Genomic DNA, 16,067 nt, shown 5'->3' on the forward strand with positions numbered 1-16,067 from the left:
TTATTGCTCCGTGTCCGTGGAGGGTGCCTCGGGTTCGGCAAGGTCCGGCGCGGTCTGCAACGGAATTGCCGGCGTCGCGTCAGGTTTGACCCACCAGGTCATGGTGCCGATGTCGTACAGCGGCGTTTTGTTCGGGTGGCCCAGGTGATCCCAGTACGCCAGGCGCCAGGTCTTGATGTGCCAGTTGGGGATCACGTAGTACCCCCACAGCAGGGCACGGTCCAGGGCCCGGGTGTGATCGATCAGGCTTTGCCGTGAGTCGGCATTGATCAGGCCGCTGACCAGCGCGTCGACGGCTGGATCTTTCAAGCCGATCAGGTTGTAGCTTCCCGGTTTGTCGGCGGCCGACGAGTCCCAGTATTCGCGCTGTTCGTTACCCGGCGAGCTGGACTGCGGGAAGCTGCCGACGATCATGTCGTAGTCTCGCGAGCGGCGGCGGGTGATGTATTGCGAGACGTCGACCCGGCGAATTTCCAGGTTGATGCCGATGTCGGCAAGATTGCGTTTGAACGGCAGTAAAACCCGTTCGAACTCGGTCTGGGCCAGCAGAAACTCGATGGTGACGGGTTTGCCTTCGGTGTCGACCATCTTGTCGCCGACGATTTTCCAGCCCGCGTCCTTGAGCAACTGAAACGCCTTGCGCTGCTGTTCGCGAATGATGCCGCTGCCATCGGTGACCGGCAGCTTGAACTCATCGGTGAAAAGTTGAGCAGGCAGTTTGTCGCGCAGCGGTTCAAGAATCTTCAATTCAGCCTCGGTCGGCAGCCCGCGCGAGCCCATGTCCGAGTTGTCGAAATAGCTCTTGGTGCGGGTGTACGTGCCGAAGAACAGCTGCTTGTTGGTCCATTCGAAATCCAGCAGCAGGCTCAGCGCCTGACGCACGCGGGCATCCTGGAACATCGGCTTGCGCAGGTTGAAGATGAAGCCCTGCATGCCCTGCGGGTTGCCGTTGGGGATTTCTTCCTTGATCAGACGACCTTCGCGCACGGCGGGGACGTCATAGGCGGTGGCCCAGTTCTTGGCGGTCATTTCCTGCCAGAAGTCGAAGGCACCGGCTTTCAAGGCTTCAAGGGCGACGGTGTTGTCGCGGTAGTAGTCGGTCGAGAGTTTGTCGAAGTTATAGAAGCCCTTGTTGACCGGCAAATCCTTGCCCCAGTAATCCTTGACTCGCTCATAGCGCACCGAGCGCCCAGGCTTGACCTCGACCACCTTATACGGCCCGCTGCCCAGCGGAATCTCCAGGTTGCCCTTGCTGAAATCGCGGGTGGCCCACCAGTGTTTCGGCAGCACCGGCAGTTGGCCGATGATCAGCGGCAGCTCGCGGTTGTTGTTGTGTTTGAACTTGAACAGGACTGTCAGCGGGTTTTCCGCGACCACCTGATCAACGTCGGCGTAGTAGCTGCGGTAGAGCGGCGAGCCATCCTTTATCAGGGTGTCGAAGCTGAACACCACGTCTTCGGCGCGCACCGGGTGGCCATCATTGAATTTGGCTTCGGGGCGCAGATAGAAACGCACCCAGCTGTTGTCCGGGGCTTTCTCGATCTTGCCTGCGATCAGGCCATATTCGGTGAACGGCTCGTCCAGGCCCTGACGCGCGAGGGTGTCGTAAATCAGGCCGATGTCGTCGGCAGGCACGCCCTTGCTGATGAACGGGTTGAGACTGTCGAAACCGCCAAAACCTGCGCTGCGCAGGATCCCGCCCTTGGGCGCATCGGGGTTTACGTAATCGAAGTGCTTGAAGTCTGCAGGGTATTTAGGTGCTTCGTTGTACAGCGTGATGGCGTGTTGCGGGGCTGCCTGGGATGAGCAGGCCATCCCCATAAACAAAGGGCCCAGCAGGAACAGGCCGCCAACCCGCGTCAGGGAGCGCAGTGCGGTCATTGAGTTTTCTCCGAAGGCTTGAGCCACCACGCACGCAGGCCCAGGGTGTAGGGCGGGGTGGTGACGAAGGCGAACCGGTTGCGGTACGCCAGACGATGTGAGTTGAGGTACCAGTTGGGAATCATGTAGTGCTGCCAGAGCAGAACGCGGTCCAGTGCTTTGGTCGCCGCGACCTGATCGTCTCGGGTTTTCGCGGCCAGTAACTGGTTGAGGAGGTTGTCCACCACCGGGTTGGCGATGCCCGCGTAATTCTTGCTGCCCCTGATGTTGGCCTGGCTGGAGTGGAAGTACTGCCACTGCTCAAGGCCGGGGCTCAGGGTCTGGTTCAGGGTCATCAGGATCATGTCGAAATCGAACTGGTCCAGGCGCTGTTTGTATTGGGCGCGATCTACCGTGCGCAGCCGTGCGTCGATGCCGATACGCGTCAGGTCTTCGATGTAAGGTTGCAGGATTCGTTCGAGATTGGGGTTGACCAGAAGTATTTCGAAACGCAGTGGCTGACCGGCATTGTTAGTCAGGCCACGATCGGTGAATTTCCAGCCCGCCTCGGCAAGCAGGCCCAGCGCTTTGCGAATGGTGTCGCGGGGCACGCCGCCGCCGTCGGTTTTCGAAACGGTAAAAGGCTGGGTGAACAGCTTGGCCGGCAACTGATCGCGGTAGGGTGAGAGCGCCAGAAACTCGCGACCCGCCGGAAGATCCGTGGCCGAAAACTCACTGTTGGGGTAATAGCTGGTCGAGCGGACGTAGGCGTTGTTGAACAGCGTACGGTTGGTCCACTCGAAGTTGAACATGAGGCCCAGCGCCTCGCGCACCTTGATGTCGGCAAAGGTGTTGCGGCGCGTGTTCATGAACAGGCCCTGAGTCTGGGTCGGGATCTGATGGGGAATCTGCGCCTTGACCACGCTCCCGTTCGCGACCGCCGGGAAGTCATAGCCGGTGAACCAGTTCTTGGCCTGATGCTCGATGTAGATGTCGAACTCGCCGGCCTTGAACGCTTCGAAGGCCACGTCGGCGTCGCGATAGAATTCGACTTCGACACGATTGAAATTGTACTTGCCGCGATTGACCGGCAAGTCTTTGCCCCAGTAATCCTTGACCCGTTCGAACACAAGGCTGCGGCCCGGGCGTACTTGCATGATGCGATAAGGCCCGCTGCCCAATGGCGCTTCGAAGGTTGTGGCCTTGAAGTCGCGATTCTTCCAGTAATGCTGCGGCAGCACCGGCAATTCCCCCAGGCGCAGGATCAGTAATGGATTGCCGGATCGCTTGAACACGAAACGAATGCGGTGACGATTGAGGATGTCCACGCGCTGGACTTCCTGCAAGGCGGTTCGGTACTGCGGGTGGCCGTCTTTGAGCAGCGTTCGGTAGGAGAACGCCACGTCATACGCGGTGATCGGCTTGCCATCGTGAAAGCGCGCTTCCGGGCGCAGGTTGAACACCACCCAGCTGCGGTCTTCGCTGTACTCGACGGTCTTGGCGATCAGGCCGTAACTGGACGTGGGTTCATCACCGGAAGGGTCGTACTGGCCGGTGCCGACCATCAGCGGTTCGTTCAGCTCACTGACGCCGTATTGGCCGAAATTGGGCGTGGAAATCGGGCTGCTGCCCTTGAAGGTGTACGGGTTGAGCGTGTCGAACGTGCCGTTGGCCATGATTCGCAAGGTGCCAGCCTTCGGCGCCTCGGGATTGACCCAGTCGAAATGGGTGAAGCTGGCCGGATACTTGAGGACGCCGAACTGTGCGTAACCATGGCTTTCGCTGATGGTCGCGGCGGCTGTCGTGCTCAAGACCAGGCTGAAAATCAGCAGCAATGGGCGTATCAAATCGGCGTTCGATCCAGGCAGCGGTCGGTCACAGTAACAGCTTGTATGGGCTGGAAAAAGGGGAGTCGTGGAGGGCGCTGCCGGACACCCGTAGCGAGTCTGAATCCTGTAGCAGCACGGCTTGCCGGCGGTAGCGATTCTTTGGACGCCACCGCCGGTCAACGTCTGGCCCGGCTTCAACGCCTGACCACTGCGTGGGTTCCAGCGCTTGAGGTGCTGCATCTCGACGTTGAAACGTTTGGCAACCAGATACATCGAGTCGCCTTTCTGGATCTTGTACTGCATCGGCTTGCCGTCGGCGCCTTTGGGGACAGTGTCGGCCTTGGCCACTGCGCGGGAACTGCTCTTGGTCGGTTTGCTGTTGTCCTGCATGACCAGGGTCTGGCCGACTTTCAGGTTATAGCCCGAGAGCTTGTTCCAGTGCTGCAGATCCTTCACTTCAACCTTGTTGATGCGGGCGATCTGCCCCAGGTTGTCGCCTTTTTTCACCTTATAGGTGCGAGTGCGCGCCGGTTTGTCATCAACTTCGGCCACTTCCTCGAACACCGGCATCGCGGTCTTCATGCCCGGCTGGACCGGAATGGTCAGCGCCTGCCCACGTTTGAGGTGATTGCTGGACAGCCTGTTCAGGTCCTTGATCGTACTGGTCGAGACCTTGTAGCGGCTGGCGATGCTCGCCAGGCTATCCCCCGGACGTACGCGGTATTGCTGCCAATCCACCAGTTCTTCCGGCTTCATGTTCGACAGACTGGCGGTCAACAGTTGCGACTTTGAGGTCGGTACCAGCAGGTGCTGGGGGCCGTCGATGGTCAGGCGCTTCTTGAAGGCGGGGTTGAGTTGCATCAACTCGTCTTCGTCGATGTTCGCCATTTCGGCGACCTTGGACAGGTCCATGCGCTGATTGAGCTCGACGACCTGGAAATACGGCTTGTTGTCGATCGGGTTCAGGTTGACGCCATAAGCTTCCGGCGACATGACCACCTGCGACAGCGCCAGCAATTTAGGCACGTAGTCGCGGGTTTCCTGCGGCAGCGGCAGGTTCCAGTAGTCGGTTGGCAGGTTGAGCTTTTCGTTGCGCTCGATGGCGCGGCTGACAGTGCCTTCGCCTGCGTTGTACGCAGCAAGGGCCAGCAGCCAGTCGCCGTTGAACATGTCGTGAAGCTTGGTCAGGTAGTCCAGCGCTGCAGTGGTGGACGCCGTGATGTCGCGGCGGCCATCGTAGAAATTGGTCTGACGCAGGTTGAAGTAGCGGCCGGTGGACGGAATGAACTGCCAGATACCGGCGGCGTCGCTGCGAGAAAGGGCCATTGGGTTGTAGGCGCTTTCGATCACTGGCAGCAAGGCCAGCTCCAGCGGCATGTTGCGCTCTTCCAGACGCTCGACGATGTAGTGCATGTACAGGCTGCCACGCTCGCCGGCCGTTTCGAGGAACGATGGGTTGTTGGCGAACCACAGACGCTGTTGGTCGATACGTGGATTGAGGTCGTTGCCGTCCTGCAACTGGAAGCCTTGGCGCATGCGCTCCCAGACATCGTGCGGCGGTGCCAGCGGCGCCGGTTTGCGTGCGACGAAAACCGGTTTTGGCTTAACGGCGGCGGGGGAATGCGAGGCGTTGGTCGAGCCGCCAGGCTCCAGGCTGCTGGTGGTCTGGCAGCCTGCCAACGTAGCGCTCGCGACCACCGCAATTGCCTGAGCTAACCGAGTCAATGCGTCGGAATTAAAGGTTCTGCGTATAGATGACGACATTGGCTGGGGGATAGTTCCAGTCGAAAATGTCGGGCGATTCTAGAAAGCGTCTTGAGAACGGTCAACCTTTCAGAATTTCTGTGCTGATCCGGCGGCGGTTTAGAACTTATCTTTCCATGCCCTCAAGGCCGCAAAAACCGCCACGGGCGAGGCATTGTCTGTACCGGTCCGTTCGTCTGCTTTTTGTTTCACGGCAGGCTGTGAAACACGTAGAAAAGGATTGGTCCTATGTTCCAGCGCCAGATTGGAAGGCAGGCTCATGCGGTTTTCTTCGCGCCAGCGCGTGACCTGCTCGAAGCGGGCAGTGACGTCAGGATTATTCGGCTCCACGGCCACGGCAAAACGCAGGTTGCTCAGGGTGTATTCGTGGGTGCAGTAGACCAGCGTGCTGTCAGGCAGCGCAGCCAGGGTCGAAAGCGATTGATGCATCTGCTCGGGAGTGCCTTCGAACAGGCGACCGCAGCCAGCGGCGAACAGTGTGTCGCCACAGAACAGCAGCGGTTTTTGTGGGTCAGCGTGGTAGAAGGCGATGTGACCCAGGGTGTGGCCCGGAACCGCATGGACGGCGAACGTCAGGCCGAGTACGGTGATCTCATCCGAGTCGGACAACGCGACATCCCTGGCCGGGATCTTCTCGTTGGCCGGGCCGTAGACCTTGGCGCCCGTGAGGTTTTTCAGCTCGGCGACGCCACCGGTATGATCGGCATGGTGGTGGGTGACGAGAATGTCGCTCAGTTGCCAGCCGGGATTGTTGTCGAGCCAGGCGCGTACCGGCGCTGCATCGCCCGGATCCACGACGGCGCAACGTTTGCTGGCATTGTCTTGTAACAACCAGATGTAGTTGTCAGAGAAAGCGGGCAGGGCATCGATCTGTATCATGGCGCGGTTCGCTGCTTTGGAAACAAAGGAACATCTTAGAGTCTGAACAGGTTCCACGCGAGCCACTCGCGCACGGGAACACTCATGGAGACCGGAAATGACCGATGAAGCGTTCGCCCAGGCCGACCCCGAATGGCTTGAGTTGATCAGCTCTGCCCGTGAATGGTTGTCCGGGCCGCTGGGGCAATTGCTGCTGGAAGAAGAGCGTCGCGTGCTCGAAGAAGAGCTCGAACGGTTCTTCGGCGGCTATCTAGTGCATTACGGCCCGTCGGCGCAAACCCCGCCCGCGGCCAAGCAAGTGCAGCGCAATGTGCGACTCGGCGCGCCCTTGCCCGGCGTCGAGATCGTCTGCGAAGAACAGGCCTGGCCGTTGAGCGAGCACGCCGCCGACGTGGTGGTCATGCAACATGGCCTGGATTTTTGCCTGTCACCCCACGGTCTGTTGCGCGAAGCCGCGAGCAGCGTGCGCCCTGGTGGCCACTTGCTGATTGTCGGCATCAACCCCTGGAGCACTTGGGGCATTCGCCATTTCTTCACCAACGATGCGCTGCGCCGCGCACGCTGCATCTCGCCTTCGCGAGTCGGCGACTGGCTCAATCTGCTGGGCTTCGCGCTGGAGAAACGCCGGTTCGGGTGCTATCGTCCGCCGCTTGCTTCGCCCAAGTGGCAGACCCGACTGGCCGGGCTCGAGCGCCTTGGCGATGGCTGGCAGAGCCCCGGTGGCGGCTTCTACTTATTAGTGGCGCGCAAAATGGTGGTCGGGCTTCGGCCTGTGCGCATGCCGCGTCGCGAACCCATGGGCAAATTGCTGCCGCTGCCGATGGCCAAGGTTAATCGGCGCAGCCCCGAGCCTTGATCTTCAGGTTGCATCAAGCCTTTCAAATTCTGGAATAAGTCGTAATGAGCGATACCGTAGAACTCTTCTCCGATGGCGCCTGCAAGGGCAATCCCGGCCCGGGCGGCTGGGGCGCATTGCTGGTGTGCAAAGGTGTGGAAAAGGAACTTTGGGGTGGTGAAGCCAATACCACCAACAACCGCATGGAGCTGCTGGGCGCCATTCGTGGCCTTGAAGAGTTGAAGCGCCCCTGCGATGTGATCCTGGTGACCGACTCGCAATACGTGATGAAGGGCATCACCGAGTGGATGGTCAACTGGAAGAAACGCGGCTGGAAAACGGCGGCCAAGGAGCCGGTAAAGAATGCCGACCTGTGGAAACAGCTGGATGAGCAGGTCAGCCGCCATAACGTCACCTGGAAGTGGGTGCGCGGACACATCGGTCACCACGGCAACGAACGCGCTGACCAATTGGCGAACCGGGGTGTGGATGAGGTGCGGGGGATCAAGCACGGCTGATCAGCCTCAGGTGATCTCTATTGTGGGACCGTCGCCCGACGGTCATGCGCCCATCCCGAAAACTCCCATGCTAATATCCGCGCCTGAAGCTGAGGCGGTAGGGCAATGACTATACAGAACATCATCACTGAACGAAGGGTCGTCCTCGACACCGAAACCACGGGTATGCCCGTCACCGACGGCCACCGGGTGATCGAGATCGGTTGTGTGGAGTTGATCGGTCGGCGTCTGACCGGGCGGCACTTTCACGTTTACCTGCAACCGGATCGCGACAGTGACGAGGGCGCTATTGGCGTCCACGGCATCACGGATCAGTTCCTGATCGGCAAGCCGCGTTTTGCCGAAGTCGCCGATGAGTTTTTCGAATTCATCAAAGGCGCTCAGCTGATCATCCACAACGCCGCGTTCGACGTCGGCTTCCTCAACAACGAATTCACTCTGATCGGTCAGAAGGACCGGGCCGACATCAGCACCTACTGCTCGGTGCTCGATACCCTGGCCATGGCCCGTGAGCGTCATCCAGGTCAGCGCAACAGCCTCGACGCTTTGTGCAAACGCTATGACGTCGACAACTCCGGCCGTGAGTTGCACGGCGCCTTGCTCGACTCCGAGATTTTGGCAGACGTCTATCTGGCGATGACCGGCGGCCAGACCACCCTGTCGCTGGCGGGCAACAACGATGGCGAAGGCGGGGCGGACCGTCCAAGCGAAGTGCGCAAAATCACCAATCGCACGCCGGGGCGGATCATCGTCGCCAGCGAAAGCGAACTGGCCGATCACCAGGCTCGCCTGGCGGTGATTGCCAAGTCCGCCGGTGCTCCGGCACTGTGGACACAGCTGCTCGAGGCTCAGGCCGAAAACGCCTGATTCGCGGCAGGATGTAGTCTTCCCATCGGTGGCGCAGGAGGCCCATGGTGACAATGGTGACCCCGACCCTGAACATTCGAGTCGCTGACGAATGTTTCGAAGATTACATCCTCAACAGCGAATTCACCTTCACCGTCACAGGCTTCGCTCAGGTGCAGATCGGTACGCCGGTCGCCCAATGGCGGATCGAGGCTGTCGAGCCGTACCTCAAGAACTACAACATCGATTCAGACGAGTTCTGCAACTACCGGGATGGTGGCGATGGCACTGTGCTTGTCGCCTGGCTCGATGAAGACCCGGTGGGGCACATCGTTATCAGCAAACACTGGAACGGGTTCGCTCATATCGACGAACTGGCGGTGGACACCTTCGCCCGGCGCAGCGGTATCGCCCGCAAGTTGCTGGACGTGGCGCAGTTCTGGAGTCGCAAGCACCACCTGCCGGGCATCATGCTGGAAACCCAGAACAACAACCTGGCGGCATGCAGACTGTACGAAAGCTATGGGTTTGTGGTTGGCGGGGTCGATTATCTGCGTTATCGCGCCATCGACCCAGCGACTCAGGAAGCGGCGATTTTCTGGTATCTCATGCTTGATGATGGGGGCATCAGATGACCCGTGTCAGTTTGATGCCGGACTGGCGCAGTTCGAACTCATTACCGCCCAGGTGATTCACACGGTCGCCAATGGCCAGGCGATAAGTGGACACAGGCTCTTTGCCATCTGCCTGGTCGGGCTGTGATTCGCGGAATTCATGCACCGGGTAGATACGGCCTTCCGCATCCCTGGCATGAAATTGCCCAACTAGAACTGAAGCCATTTGCTTTGTAACCTCTGGAAATAACTGCTCGTTTTCGCTCGCATCGTAACACTGCGAGCCGTGAATCCGTGTCCGCTCGTAAGGCAATTCTGTAGGTTGCATCGGTGCCTTGCTCGCTCAAGCCTTTCAGACCGCCGTTTTCAAGGGGAGTTTTCCAGTGCGGAAAAAATAGTCGCGACCAACGGTACCGCCCAAAGCCCGGATCGGGAGGCTAACTATCATTCGTTTCGATTGGTTGGAGCAAAAAAACAGCACTGAACAATTCGCGTCTTTCATCTATAACTGTCTCTCCTCCATCAGAAGAAGGTCAGTTTCATGAGCCAGGTTCATTCGATTGCAGTGGTCGTCGGCAGCTTGAGAAAAGACTCCCTCAACCGCAAAGTGGCCCGCGCACTCGCCGAGCTGGCACCGCCTAGCCTCAAACTGAGCATCGTCGAAATTGGCGATTTGCCGCTGTACAACGAAGACATCGATCTGGATTCCCCTCCCGCGGCCTACACCACGTTCCGTCAGGCGCTGCAAGGTGCCGATGGTTTTCTGTTCGTGACCCCTGAATACAACCGCTCGGTACCCGGCGTGCTGAAAAACGCCATCGACGTGGGCTCGCGCCCGTATGGCAAGAGTTCGTGGGGCAAGGCCAAGCCTGCGGCGGTGGTCAGTGTGTCGCCGGGCGCCATCGGTGGTTTCGGTGCCAACCAGCACCTGCGCCAGAGTTTCGTGTTCCTCGACGTGCTCTGCATGCAGCAGCCAGAAGCTTATTTGGGCAATGCCGGGAGTTTCTTCGATGAGCAAGGCAAGTTGAGCGAGAAGACAAGGCCGTTCCTGCAGAGCATCATTGATGCGTTTGCGGCTCATGTGGCGCGGACGGTCACGGCCTGACTGCAAGTTTTCAAACACTGCAAAACCTTGGGGGAGGGAGCTTGCTCGCGAAACTGGCATCCCAGACGATGAAGTACTGTTGCCCGGCCTGGCCTCATCGCGAGCAAGCCCCCTCCCGCAGGTCTCAGTGGATCGCCCGAATGCGGTTTGCGTGAGGTACCGGAATCAAACGCCCTGCGGCATCTCACCCTTGGCCAGGCGCCGGTTGATGTCGGCGATCACTTCTGGCAAATCGTTGATGGTGTCCACCAGGTAGTGCGGGCGTGAGCCTTCGAACTGGGCGTGGATGCGTTTGCGTTCCGCGTCCAGCTTCTCCGGCGCCAGCGCCTGATATTGCTCGTAGGTCAGGCCCAGCGCGTTGCCCGAACAGACCAGTGCCACGGTCCACATCCCCGCGCGACGCCCCTCCAGAATGCCCGGCACGGTGTCGTCCACCTTGACGCATGCCGCCACATCATCGATGCCCAGCGCGATCACGTTGGCCAGTGCCTGAGCAGGCCATGGGCGGCCGTTTGGCACTTCATCGGTGGCAACGACGTGATCGGCGACATAACCGTTTGTCGCTGCCAGTTCCACGACCTTCTTCATCACTACTGCCGGATAGCCTGAACAGGAACCGATCTTCAGGCCTTCCTGACGCAGACCGGTGAGGGTATCCAGCGCACCGGGAATCAACGCTGAATGGGTGGCGATCTTCTCGATCTGCAGCGGCATGAAGCGCTCGTAGATGGCAGTGACGTCGTCGTCGGTCGGCGTACGGCCGAAGGCCTTGCGATAGCGCTCGGCGATCTGCGGCTGGTCACACAGGGTACGAATGTGGTCCCACTTGCCCATGCCCATCGGGCCACGGGCCTCTTCGATGGAGACCTGCACGTCGAACTCACCGAAGGCTTCGACGAAGATCTGGGTCGGGGCGAAGGAGCCGAAGTCGACGACGGTGCCGGCCCAGTCGAGAATCGCGGCTTGCAGTCGGGTTGGGTTGTTGTAATTCATGAATGAGTCCTCAGGGGCTGTGCGGATGCAAGGTTGCAAGTTCGGGTTTCAAACGGTTGATGACGATCAGATTTCCAGCACTTCCATTTCCTGCAGCACTTCGCCGATGGCATCGACTGCCGCCTGCATGCCCGCGCGATCAACGTGACCGATGCAGCCGACGCGGAAGGTTTCGACCTGAGTCAGCTTGCCGGGATAGAGGATGAAGCCCTTGGCCTTGACCCGCTCGTAGAAGTCCTTGAACTGGTATCGAGCATCTCGCGGCGCATGGAAGGTCACAATGATCGGCGCCTGAATGTCCGCAGGCAGGAAACTGCGCAGACCCAGTTCGGCCATGCCGTCGATCAAGGCCTTGCAGTTGTCGGCGTAACGCACGTTGCGAGCGGGCAGGCCGCCTTCTTCCCTGTATTGCAGCAGTGCTTCGTGCAGCGCTGCGACCACGTGGGTCGGCGGGGTGAAACGCCATTGGCCGGTCTTGGCCATGTAGGTGTACTGGTCGTGCAGGTCCATCGCCAGCGAGTGGGAATTACCCGCTGCGGCGTCCAGCGCCTCTTTGCGCGCGAAGACAAAGCCCATGCCCGGCACGCCCTCAAGGCACTTGCCGGACGCGGCGATCAAGGCGTCGAAAGGGATTTTCGCGGCGTCCACTGGCAGCGCGCCGAACGAGCTCATGGCGTCGATGATCAAGCGCTTGCCGAAACGGGCGATGACCTCGGCGATTTCCGGCAGCGGGTTGAGGATCCCGGTGCTGGTTTCGCAGTGAATCAACGCCACGTGAGTGATGCGCGGGTCGGTCTGCAGCATGGTTTCGACATCGGCGGCGGTGGTGGGCTGGTCTTCAGCGGTTTCGAAGGTACAGAAATCGCGCCCCAGTACTTCACAGATCTTCGCCAGGCGTTTGCCATAAGCACCGTTGATCAGCACCAGCACCTTGCCGTCGCGAGGAACAAGGGTGCCGATGGCCGCTTCCACCGCGAAGGTGCCACTGCCCTGCAAGGGCACGCAGCGGTGGGTTTCGTGGCCATTGATGATGTCCAGCAGTTGCCAGCAGAGGCTGGCGGTGAGTTGGTTGAAGCGGTCATCCCACGAGCCCCAGTCCACCATCATCGCCTGGCGGGTACGGGCGGAAGTGGTCAGCGGGCCGGGAGTCAGCAGGATCGGTTGGGCGATGCTCATGGGGGTGTCCTCGAAGCGTCAGGGGATCGGAAGCGACGGGGATACGTTGACCTTCGGCCAGCCATCAATCAAATTGCTTGTTGTTATCCGAACTATAAGTCAGGCCGATAGCCATGAACCTGTTTCAACTCCGTGCGTTCGACGCCGTTGCCCGCGAAGGCAGCTTCACCAGAGCCGCTGCCCGCCTGTTTATCAGCCAGCCGGCCGTGACCGGGCACGTCAAGGCGCTGGAGGATCACTATCAGATCACCTTGCTGCGGCGCACCGCACGACGGGTGGAACTGACAGAGGAGGGGATCAAGCTGGCGGCGATCACCCGAGCAATGTTCGGCATGGCCGAGGAGGCTCAGGCGTTGCTGGAGGCCAATCGGCAATTGCTGACCGGGCGTCTGGAAGTGGCGGCGGACGGACCGCACATGGTCATGCCGATGCTGGCGCGGCTGCGGGCAAAGTTTCCGGGCATCACGGTCAACCTGCGGCTGGGCAACGCGCAGGAAACCCTGGCCGCACTGGTGTCCGAGCACGCCGACGTGGCGGTGCTGACCGAGGTCGACCCGCGCAAGGGGATGTACCTGCAAAACCTGGCGCAGTCGCGGATCTGCGCGCTGCTTCCGGCCCGGCATGCATGGGCAGACGAACAGGACATTGCGGTTGAGCGCCTGCATCTGCAGATCATGGTGCTGCGCGAACCGACGTCGATCACCCGGCGCACCTTTGATGAAGCCTGTGTATTGACGGCGATTCAGCCTCGGGTGCTGCTGGAGCTCGACAGCCGCGAAGCGGTGACCGAGGCGGTGGCGGCAGATCTGGGGATCGGCATCGTTTCCTCTGTGGAAGTCGGCCATGATCCGAGAATTGTCGCGGTACCGCTGACCGGCGAAGGTCTGCTCAATCAGCATTTCATCGGTTGCCTGGAGCGACGGCGGGAGTTGCGATTGATCAAGGCGTTTTTTGAGCTGGCTGTGATTTGAACCGCGGCGCAAGGATTTCAGTGCGTCAGCGCTTCATTCACCATCTCCAGAAACGTCGCCACCACCCGCCGCGAACTCTGCTCGGGCAGGCACACCAGGGTTTCGGTCATGCGCCGGGTGCAGTCCAGAATCGGCAGGGCGATGACCCGTGAATCCGAGCCGAACTCGGCAGCCGAGACCACCCCGACACCTATCCCCACTACCACCGCCTCCCGCGCCGCCTCACGTCCTTCCACCTGAATCGCCGGGCGAATCTTCAAGCCCAGGCGGTTCATTTCTTCCTCCATGACCTGTCGTGTCACCGAGCCGGGTTCGCGCAACACCAGCGGCGTGTCATGCAGGTCCGCCCAGTTGATGGAGTCCCTTGTCGCCCAAGGATGACTCAACGCCACGAAGGCCACGAACGGATCGCTGCGCAGGGGGATTGAAAGCAACCGGTCGTCGCTGACGTCCCGTCCGAGCAATGCGAGATCCGCCTGATAGTTGAACAGCCGATGCAGCGATTCGTCGGTGTTGCCGGTTTCTATTTTCACCGTGATGCCTGGGTAGCGTTCGCAGAATCGTGCGATCTGCGGCAACACGTGGACTGGCGCATCCACTGCCAGTGTCAGGCTGCCGCTCTGCAGCGAGCGTGAATCCTGGAGCAATTCTTCGGCTTCCATTTCCACCGCGAACAGTCGCTGAGTGATCCCCAGCAAGCGCTCGCCGAGGTCTGTGAGCTTCACCGAACGTTTGTTGCGATGGAACAACATCACGCCGTAGCGCTCTTCGAGCTTGCGCACCTGGTCGGAAATCGCCGGCTGAGTGAGGAACAGCCGCTGGGCGGCGACTGTGAAGCTGCCGTGCTGGGCAACCGCGTGGAAGGCCTTCAACTGGGCATGGGATACCGACATGCATTCACCTCTTACAAGCTGAGCTTATATTTGAAATACGATAAATCGATTTCACTTATTAGTCTGCACTTGCTTTTATCCCCTCCAGCCCGAACGACAGTTGTGACCCGACTCACCGGTCGAGGCCATGAGCGACCGCGCAGGCGTTGTGTGCACGCTTCACCTGCGCGGCGACTCATCTGACCATTCGTAGCCCTTCAAAAAGGCTGCGGATGCAGTGCTTACACCAATAAGAACACAGGCGTTATTTCCTTGATTTCTGCCGGCACACTCAAACCCGAGGTCAGATCCAATGAGCAATTCCATTGCAACCATCAAGCGTTGGCGCGTGCAGATTTTCGCCATTACCTGGCTAGCCTACGCTGCGTTCTACTTCACCCGTAAAGCGTTCTCGGTCGCCAAATTGGGCATCGCCGAAGACCCGAGCTTTCATCTGGACAAGATGGCCATGGCCAACATGGACGCCATCTATCTGGCGGCCTATGCGGTCGGCCAGTTCACCTGGGGCATGCTCGCCGACCGCTTCGGCCCGCGAGTGGTGGTGCTGGGTGGCTTGCTGATTTCCGCCGGCGCGGCGGTGGTCATGGGCAGTTTCGCCACGTTGCCGATTTTCGCCACCTGCATGTTGATTCAAGGCTTGGCGCAGTCCACCGGTTGGTCGGGGCTGTGCAAGAACATCGGTGCGTTCTTTCCGGCGATCCAGCGGGGCAGGGTGCTCGGGCTGTGGAGTTCGTGCTACGCCTTCGGTGGGCTGGTGGCCTCGCCATTCGCGGGTTGGTGGGCGTACGACCTGATCGGCACCTGGCACGCGGCGTTCTTCTCCAGTGCCGCGGTGGTGGCGCTGGTTGCCGTGCTGTTCTTCATCTTTCAGCGCAACACGCCGGAGGATGTCGGGTTGCCTGCGGTGGAGCCGGAACCCGAACTCAGCGCGGCAGAAATCGACGCTCAGAAGGGCATGAGCATCTGGACCCCACTGAAGGAAATCCTGCGTAATCGCACGGTGCTGACGCTGGGGCTGGCGTACTTTCTGCTCAAGCCTGCGCGTTACGCGATTCTGCTGTGGGGGCCGGTGATCGTTTTCGAACAGATGCCCAGCGTCGGCAAGATCGGCGCAGCCATTGTGCCGACGTCTTTTGAATTGGCAGGCTTGCTGGGGCCGGTCCTCATCGGTCTGGCCTCGGACAAACTGTTCGGCGCCCGCCGCATGCCGGCCTGTGTGCTGAGTCTGGTGGCGCTGACCGTTGCCTTGGGTTTTTTCATGGGGGCGATGCACACCGGCAGTGTGCTGTTGGTGGTCGCTTTGCTGTTTGTCATGGGGCTCACTCTGTACGGACCGGACTCGATGATCAGCAGCACCGCCGCCATCGATTTCGGCACCGCGAAGGCTGCTGCGACCGCATCGGGTTTCGTCAATGGCTGTGGTTCGGTCGGCGCAATACTGGGTGGTTTGCTGCCGGGTTATTTCGACACCGTTACGGTGTTCATCGTGTTTGCCGGCTGCGCGATGTTCTCTGCCGTGGTGCTGTTGCCGCACTGGAACAGCCGACCCGCAGTCATCGAGTCATCCGAAGAGCAAACGCCGGTGCAGGACTTGAAAGCCTTGCGCACCTGATTGGCGGCACCCGTTCGCGGCGTTGTAACGACCCCAGTAAAACCGAAAAATCGCGCTGCATGTGCTGCGTTATGTAGCGCAACCGGTGCGGTTTTTCTGCATACGCTCCTTGGCATTGGTGCCCGGAAACGACGAACCGTCGGCCCCGGGCAATTCATGCAAAAGGAGCTTT

14 protein-coding genes and 1 pseudogene are annotated in these 16,067 nt (G+C 60.1%); 7 read left to right on the top strand and 8 right to left on the bottom strand.

Features of this window, described 5'->3' with window-relative positions; genetic code table 11:
- The 4 genes and pseudogenes from BWR59_RS26560 to gloB all read right to left on the bottom strand — a co-directional run bounded on the left by BWR59_RS26560 (position 1) and on the right by gloB (position 6,332).
- Positions 1-1,881, bottom strand: a complete 1,881-nt coding sequence (locus BWR59_RS26560; RefSeq protein WP_081568668.1) for an extracellular solute-binding protein — start codon at positions 1,879-1,881, stop codon at positions 1-3.
- Positions 1,878-3,707, bottom strand: a complete 1,830-nt coding sequence (locus tag BWR59_RS26565; protein WP_081568775.1) for an extracellular solute-binding protein — start codon at positions 3,705-3,707, stop codon at positions 1,878-1,880. The genes BWR59_RS26560 and BWR59_RS26565 overlap by 4 nt, the downstream gene beginning before the upstream one ends.
- Positions 3,708-3,875: 168 nt before the next feature.
- A pseudogene (locus tag BWR59_RS26570) lies at positions 3,876-5,453 on the bottom strand (LysM peptidoglycan-binding domain-containing protein); the annotation flags it as partial.
- 99 nt (positions 5,454-5,552) lie between these two features.
- Positions 5,553-6,332 (bottom strand): hydroxyacylglutathione hydrolase, encoded by a 780-nt coding sequence (gloB, locus tag BWR59_RS26575; RefSeq protein ID WP_081568669.1) that lies wholly within the window; start codon positions 6,330-6,332, stop codon positions 5,553-5,555.
- Between the two features lie 97 nt (positions 6,333-6,429).
- On the opposite strand from gloB, the gene BWR59_RS26580 reads away from it, so the two are divergent.
- From BWR59_RS26580 to BWR59_RS26595, 4 genes are all read left to right on the top strand, one after another.
- Entirely contained in the window at positions 6,430-7,188 is a 759-nt protein-coding gene (locus BWR59_RS26580) for a methyltransferase domain-containing protein (protein ID WP_081568670.1), read from the top strand.
- Between the two features lie 44 nt (positions 7,189-7,232).
- Complete coding sequence (rnhA, locus tag BWR59_RS26585; RefSeq protein ID WP_074759157.1) at positions 7,233-7,685, top strand: ribonuclease HI; 453 nt, start codon at positions 7,233-7,235, stop codon at positions 7,683-7,685.
- Between the two features lie 105 nt (positions 7,686-7,790).
- The gene (gene dnaQ / locus BWR59_RS26590; RefSeq protein ID WP_081568671.1) at positions 7,791-8,552 is read left to right on the top strand and encodes a DNA polymerase III subunit epsilon; all 762 of its coding nucleotides are present in this window, start codon (positions 7,791-7,793) and stop codon (positions 8,550-8,552) included.
- 47 nt (positions 8,553-8,599) lie between these two features.
- Positions 8,600-9,166 (top strand): GNAT family N-acetyltransferase, encoded by a 567-nt coding sequence (locus BWR59_RS26595; RefSeq protein WP_081568776.1) that lies wholly within the window; start codon positions 8,600-8,602, stop codon positions 9,164-9,166.
- Here BWR59_RS26595 and BWR59_RS26600 read toward each other — a convergent pair.
- The gene (locus BWR59_RS26600) at positions 9,159-9,371 is read right to left on the bottom strand and encodes a hypothetical protein (protein ID WP_081568672.1); all 213 of its coding nucleotides are present in this window, start codon (positions 9,369-9,371) and stop codon (positions 9,159-9,161) included. The genes BWR59_RS26595 and BWR59_RS26600 overlap by 8 nt on opposite strands.
- 315 nt (positions 9,372-9,686) lie before the next feature.
- Here BWR59_RS26600 and BWR59_RS26605 point away from each other — a divergent pair, with 315 nt between their 5' ends.
- A complete protein-coding gene (locus BWR59_RS26605; protein ID WP_081568673.1) occupies positions 9,687-10,250 on the top strand; it encodes an NAD(P)H-dependent oxidoreductase in 564 nt (187 codons plus the stop codon).
- 165 nt (positions 10,251-10,415) lie between these two features.
- On the opposite strand, the gene phnX is transcribed toward BWR59_RS26605, so the two are convergent.
- Positions 10,416-11,243 carry a phosphonoacetaldehyde hydrolase gene (gene phnX, locus BWR59_RS26610; RefSeq protein ID WP_081568674.1) on the bottom strand — a complete coding sequence of 276 codons (828 nt, stop codon included), beginning with the start codon at positions 11,241-11,243 and terminating at the stop codon, positions 10,416-10,418.
- Between the two features lie 66 nt (positions 11,244-11,309).
- A complete protein-coding gene (locus tag BWR59_RS26615) occupies positions 11,310-12,419 on the bottom strand; it encodes a 2-aminoethylphosphonate--pyruvate transaminase (protein WP_081568675.1) in 1,110 nt (369 codons plus the stop codon).
- 113 nt (positions 12,420-12,532) lie between these two features.
- On the opposite strand from BWR59_RS26615, the gene BWR59_RS26620 reads away from it, so the two are divergent.
- On the top strand, positions 12,533-13,390 hold the full coding sequence (locus BWR59_RS26620; protein WP_081568676.1) for a LysR substrate-binding domain-containing protein: 858 nt from the start codon (positions 12,533-12,535) through the stop codon (positions 13,388-13,390).
- A 17-nt stretch (positions 13,391-13,407) separates the two neighbouring features.
- Here the strand turns inward: BWR59_RS26620 and BWR59_RS26625 are convergent, their stop codons facing one another.
- The gene (locus BWR59_RS26625) at positions 13,408-14,283 is read right to left on the bottom strand and encodes a LysR substrate-binding domain-containing protein (RefSeq protein WP_081568677.1); all 876 of its coding nucleotides are present in this window, start codon (positions 14,281-14,283) and stop codon (positions 13,408-13,410) included.
- Positions 14,284-14,575: 292 nt separating this feature from the next.
- On the opposite strand from BWR59_RS26625, the gene BWR59_RS26630 reads away from it, so the two are divergent.
- Positions 14,576-15,895, top strand: coding sequence for an MFS transporter (locus BWR59_RS26630; RefSeq protein WP_081568678.1), 1,320 nt, complete (start codon positions 14,576-14,578; stop codon positions 15,893-15,895).
- Positions 15,896-16,067 lie beyond the last annotated feature (172 nt).

The sequence above is a fragment of the Pseudomonas sp. Bc-h genome (assembly GCF_002080045.1).
In the GTDB taxonomy this organism is placed as follows: domain Bacteria; phylum Pseudomonadota; class Gammaproteobacteria; order Pseudomonadales; family Pseudomonadaceae; genus Aquipseudomonas.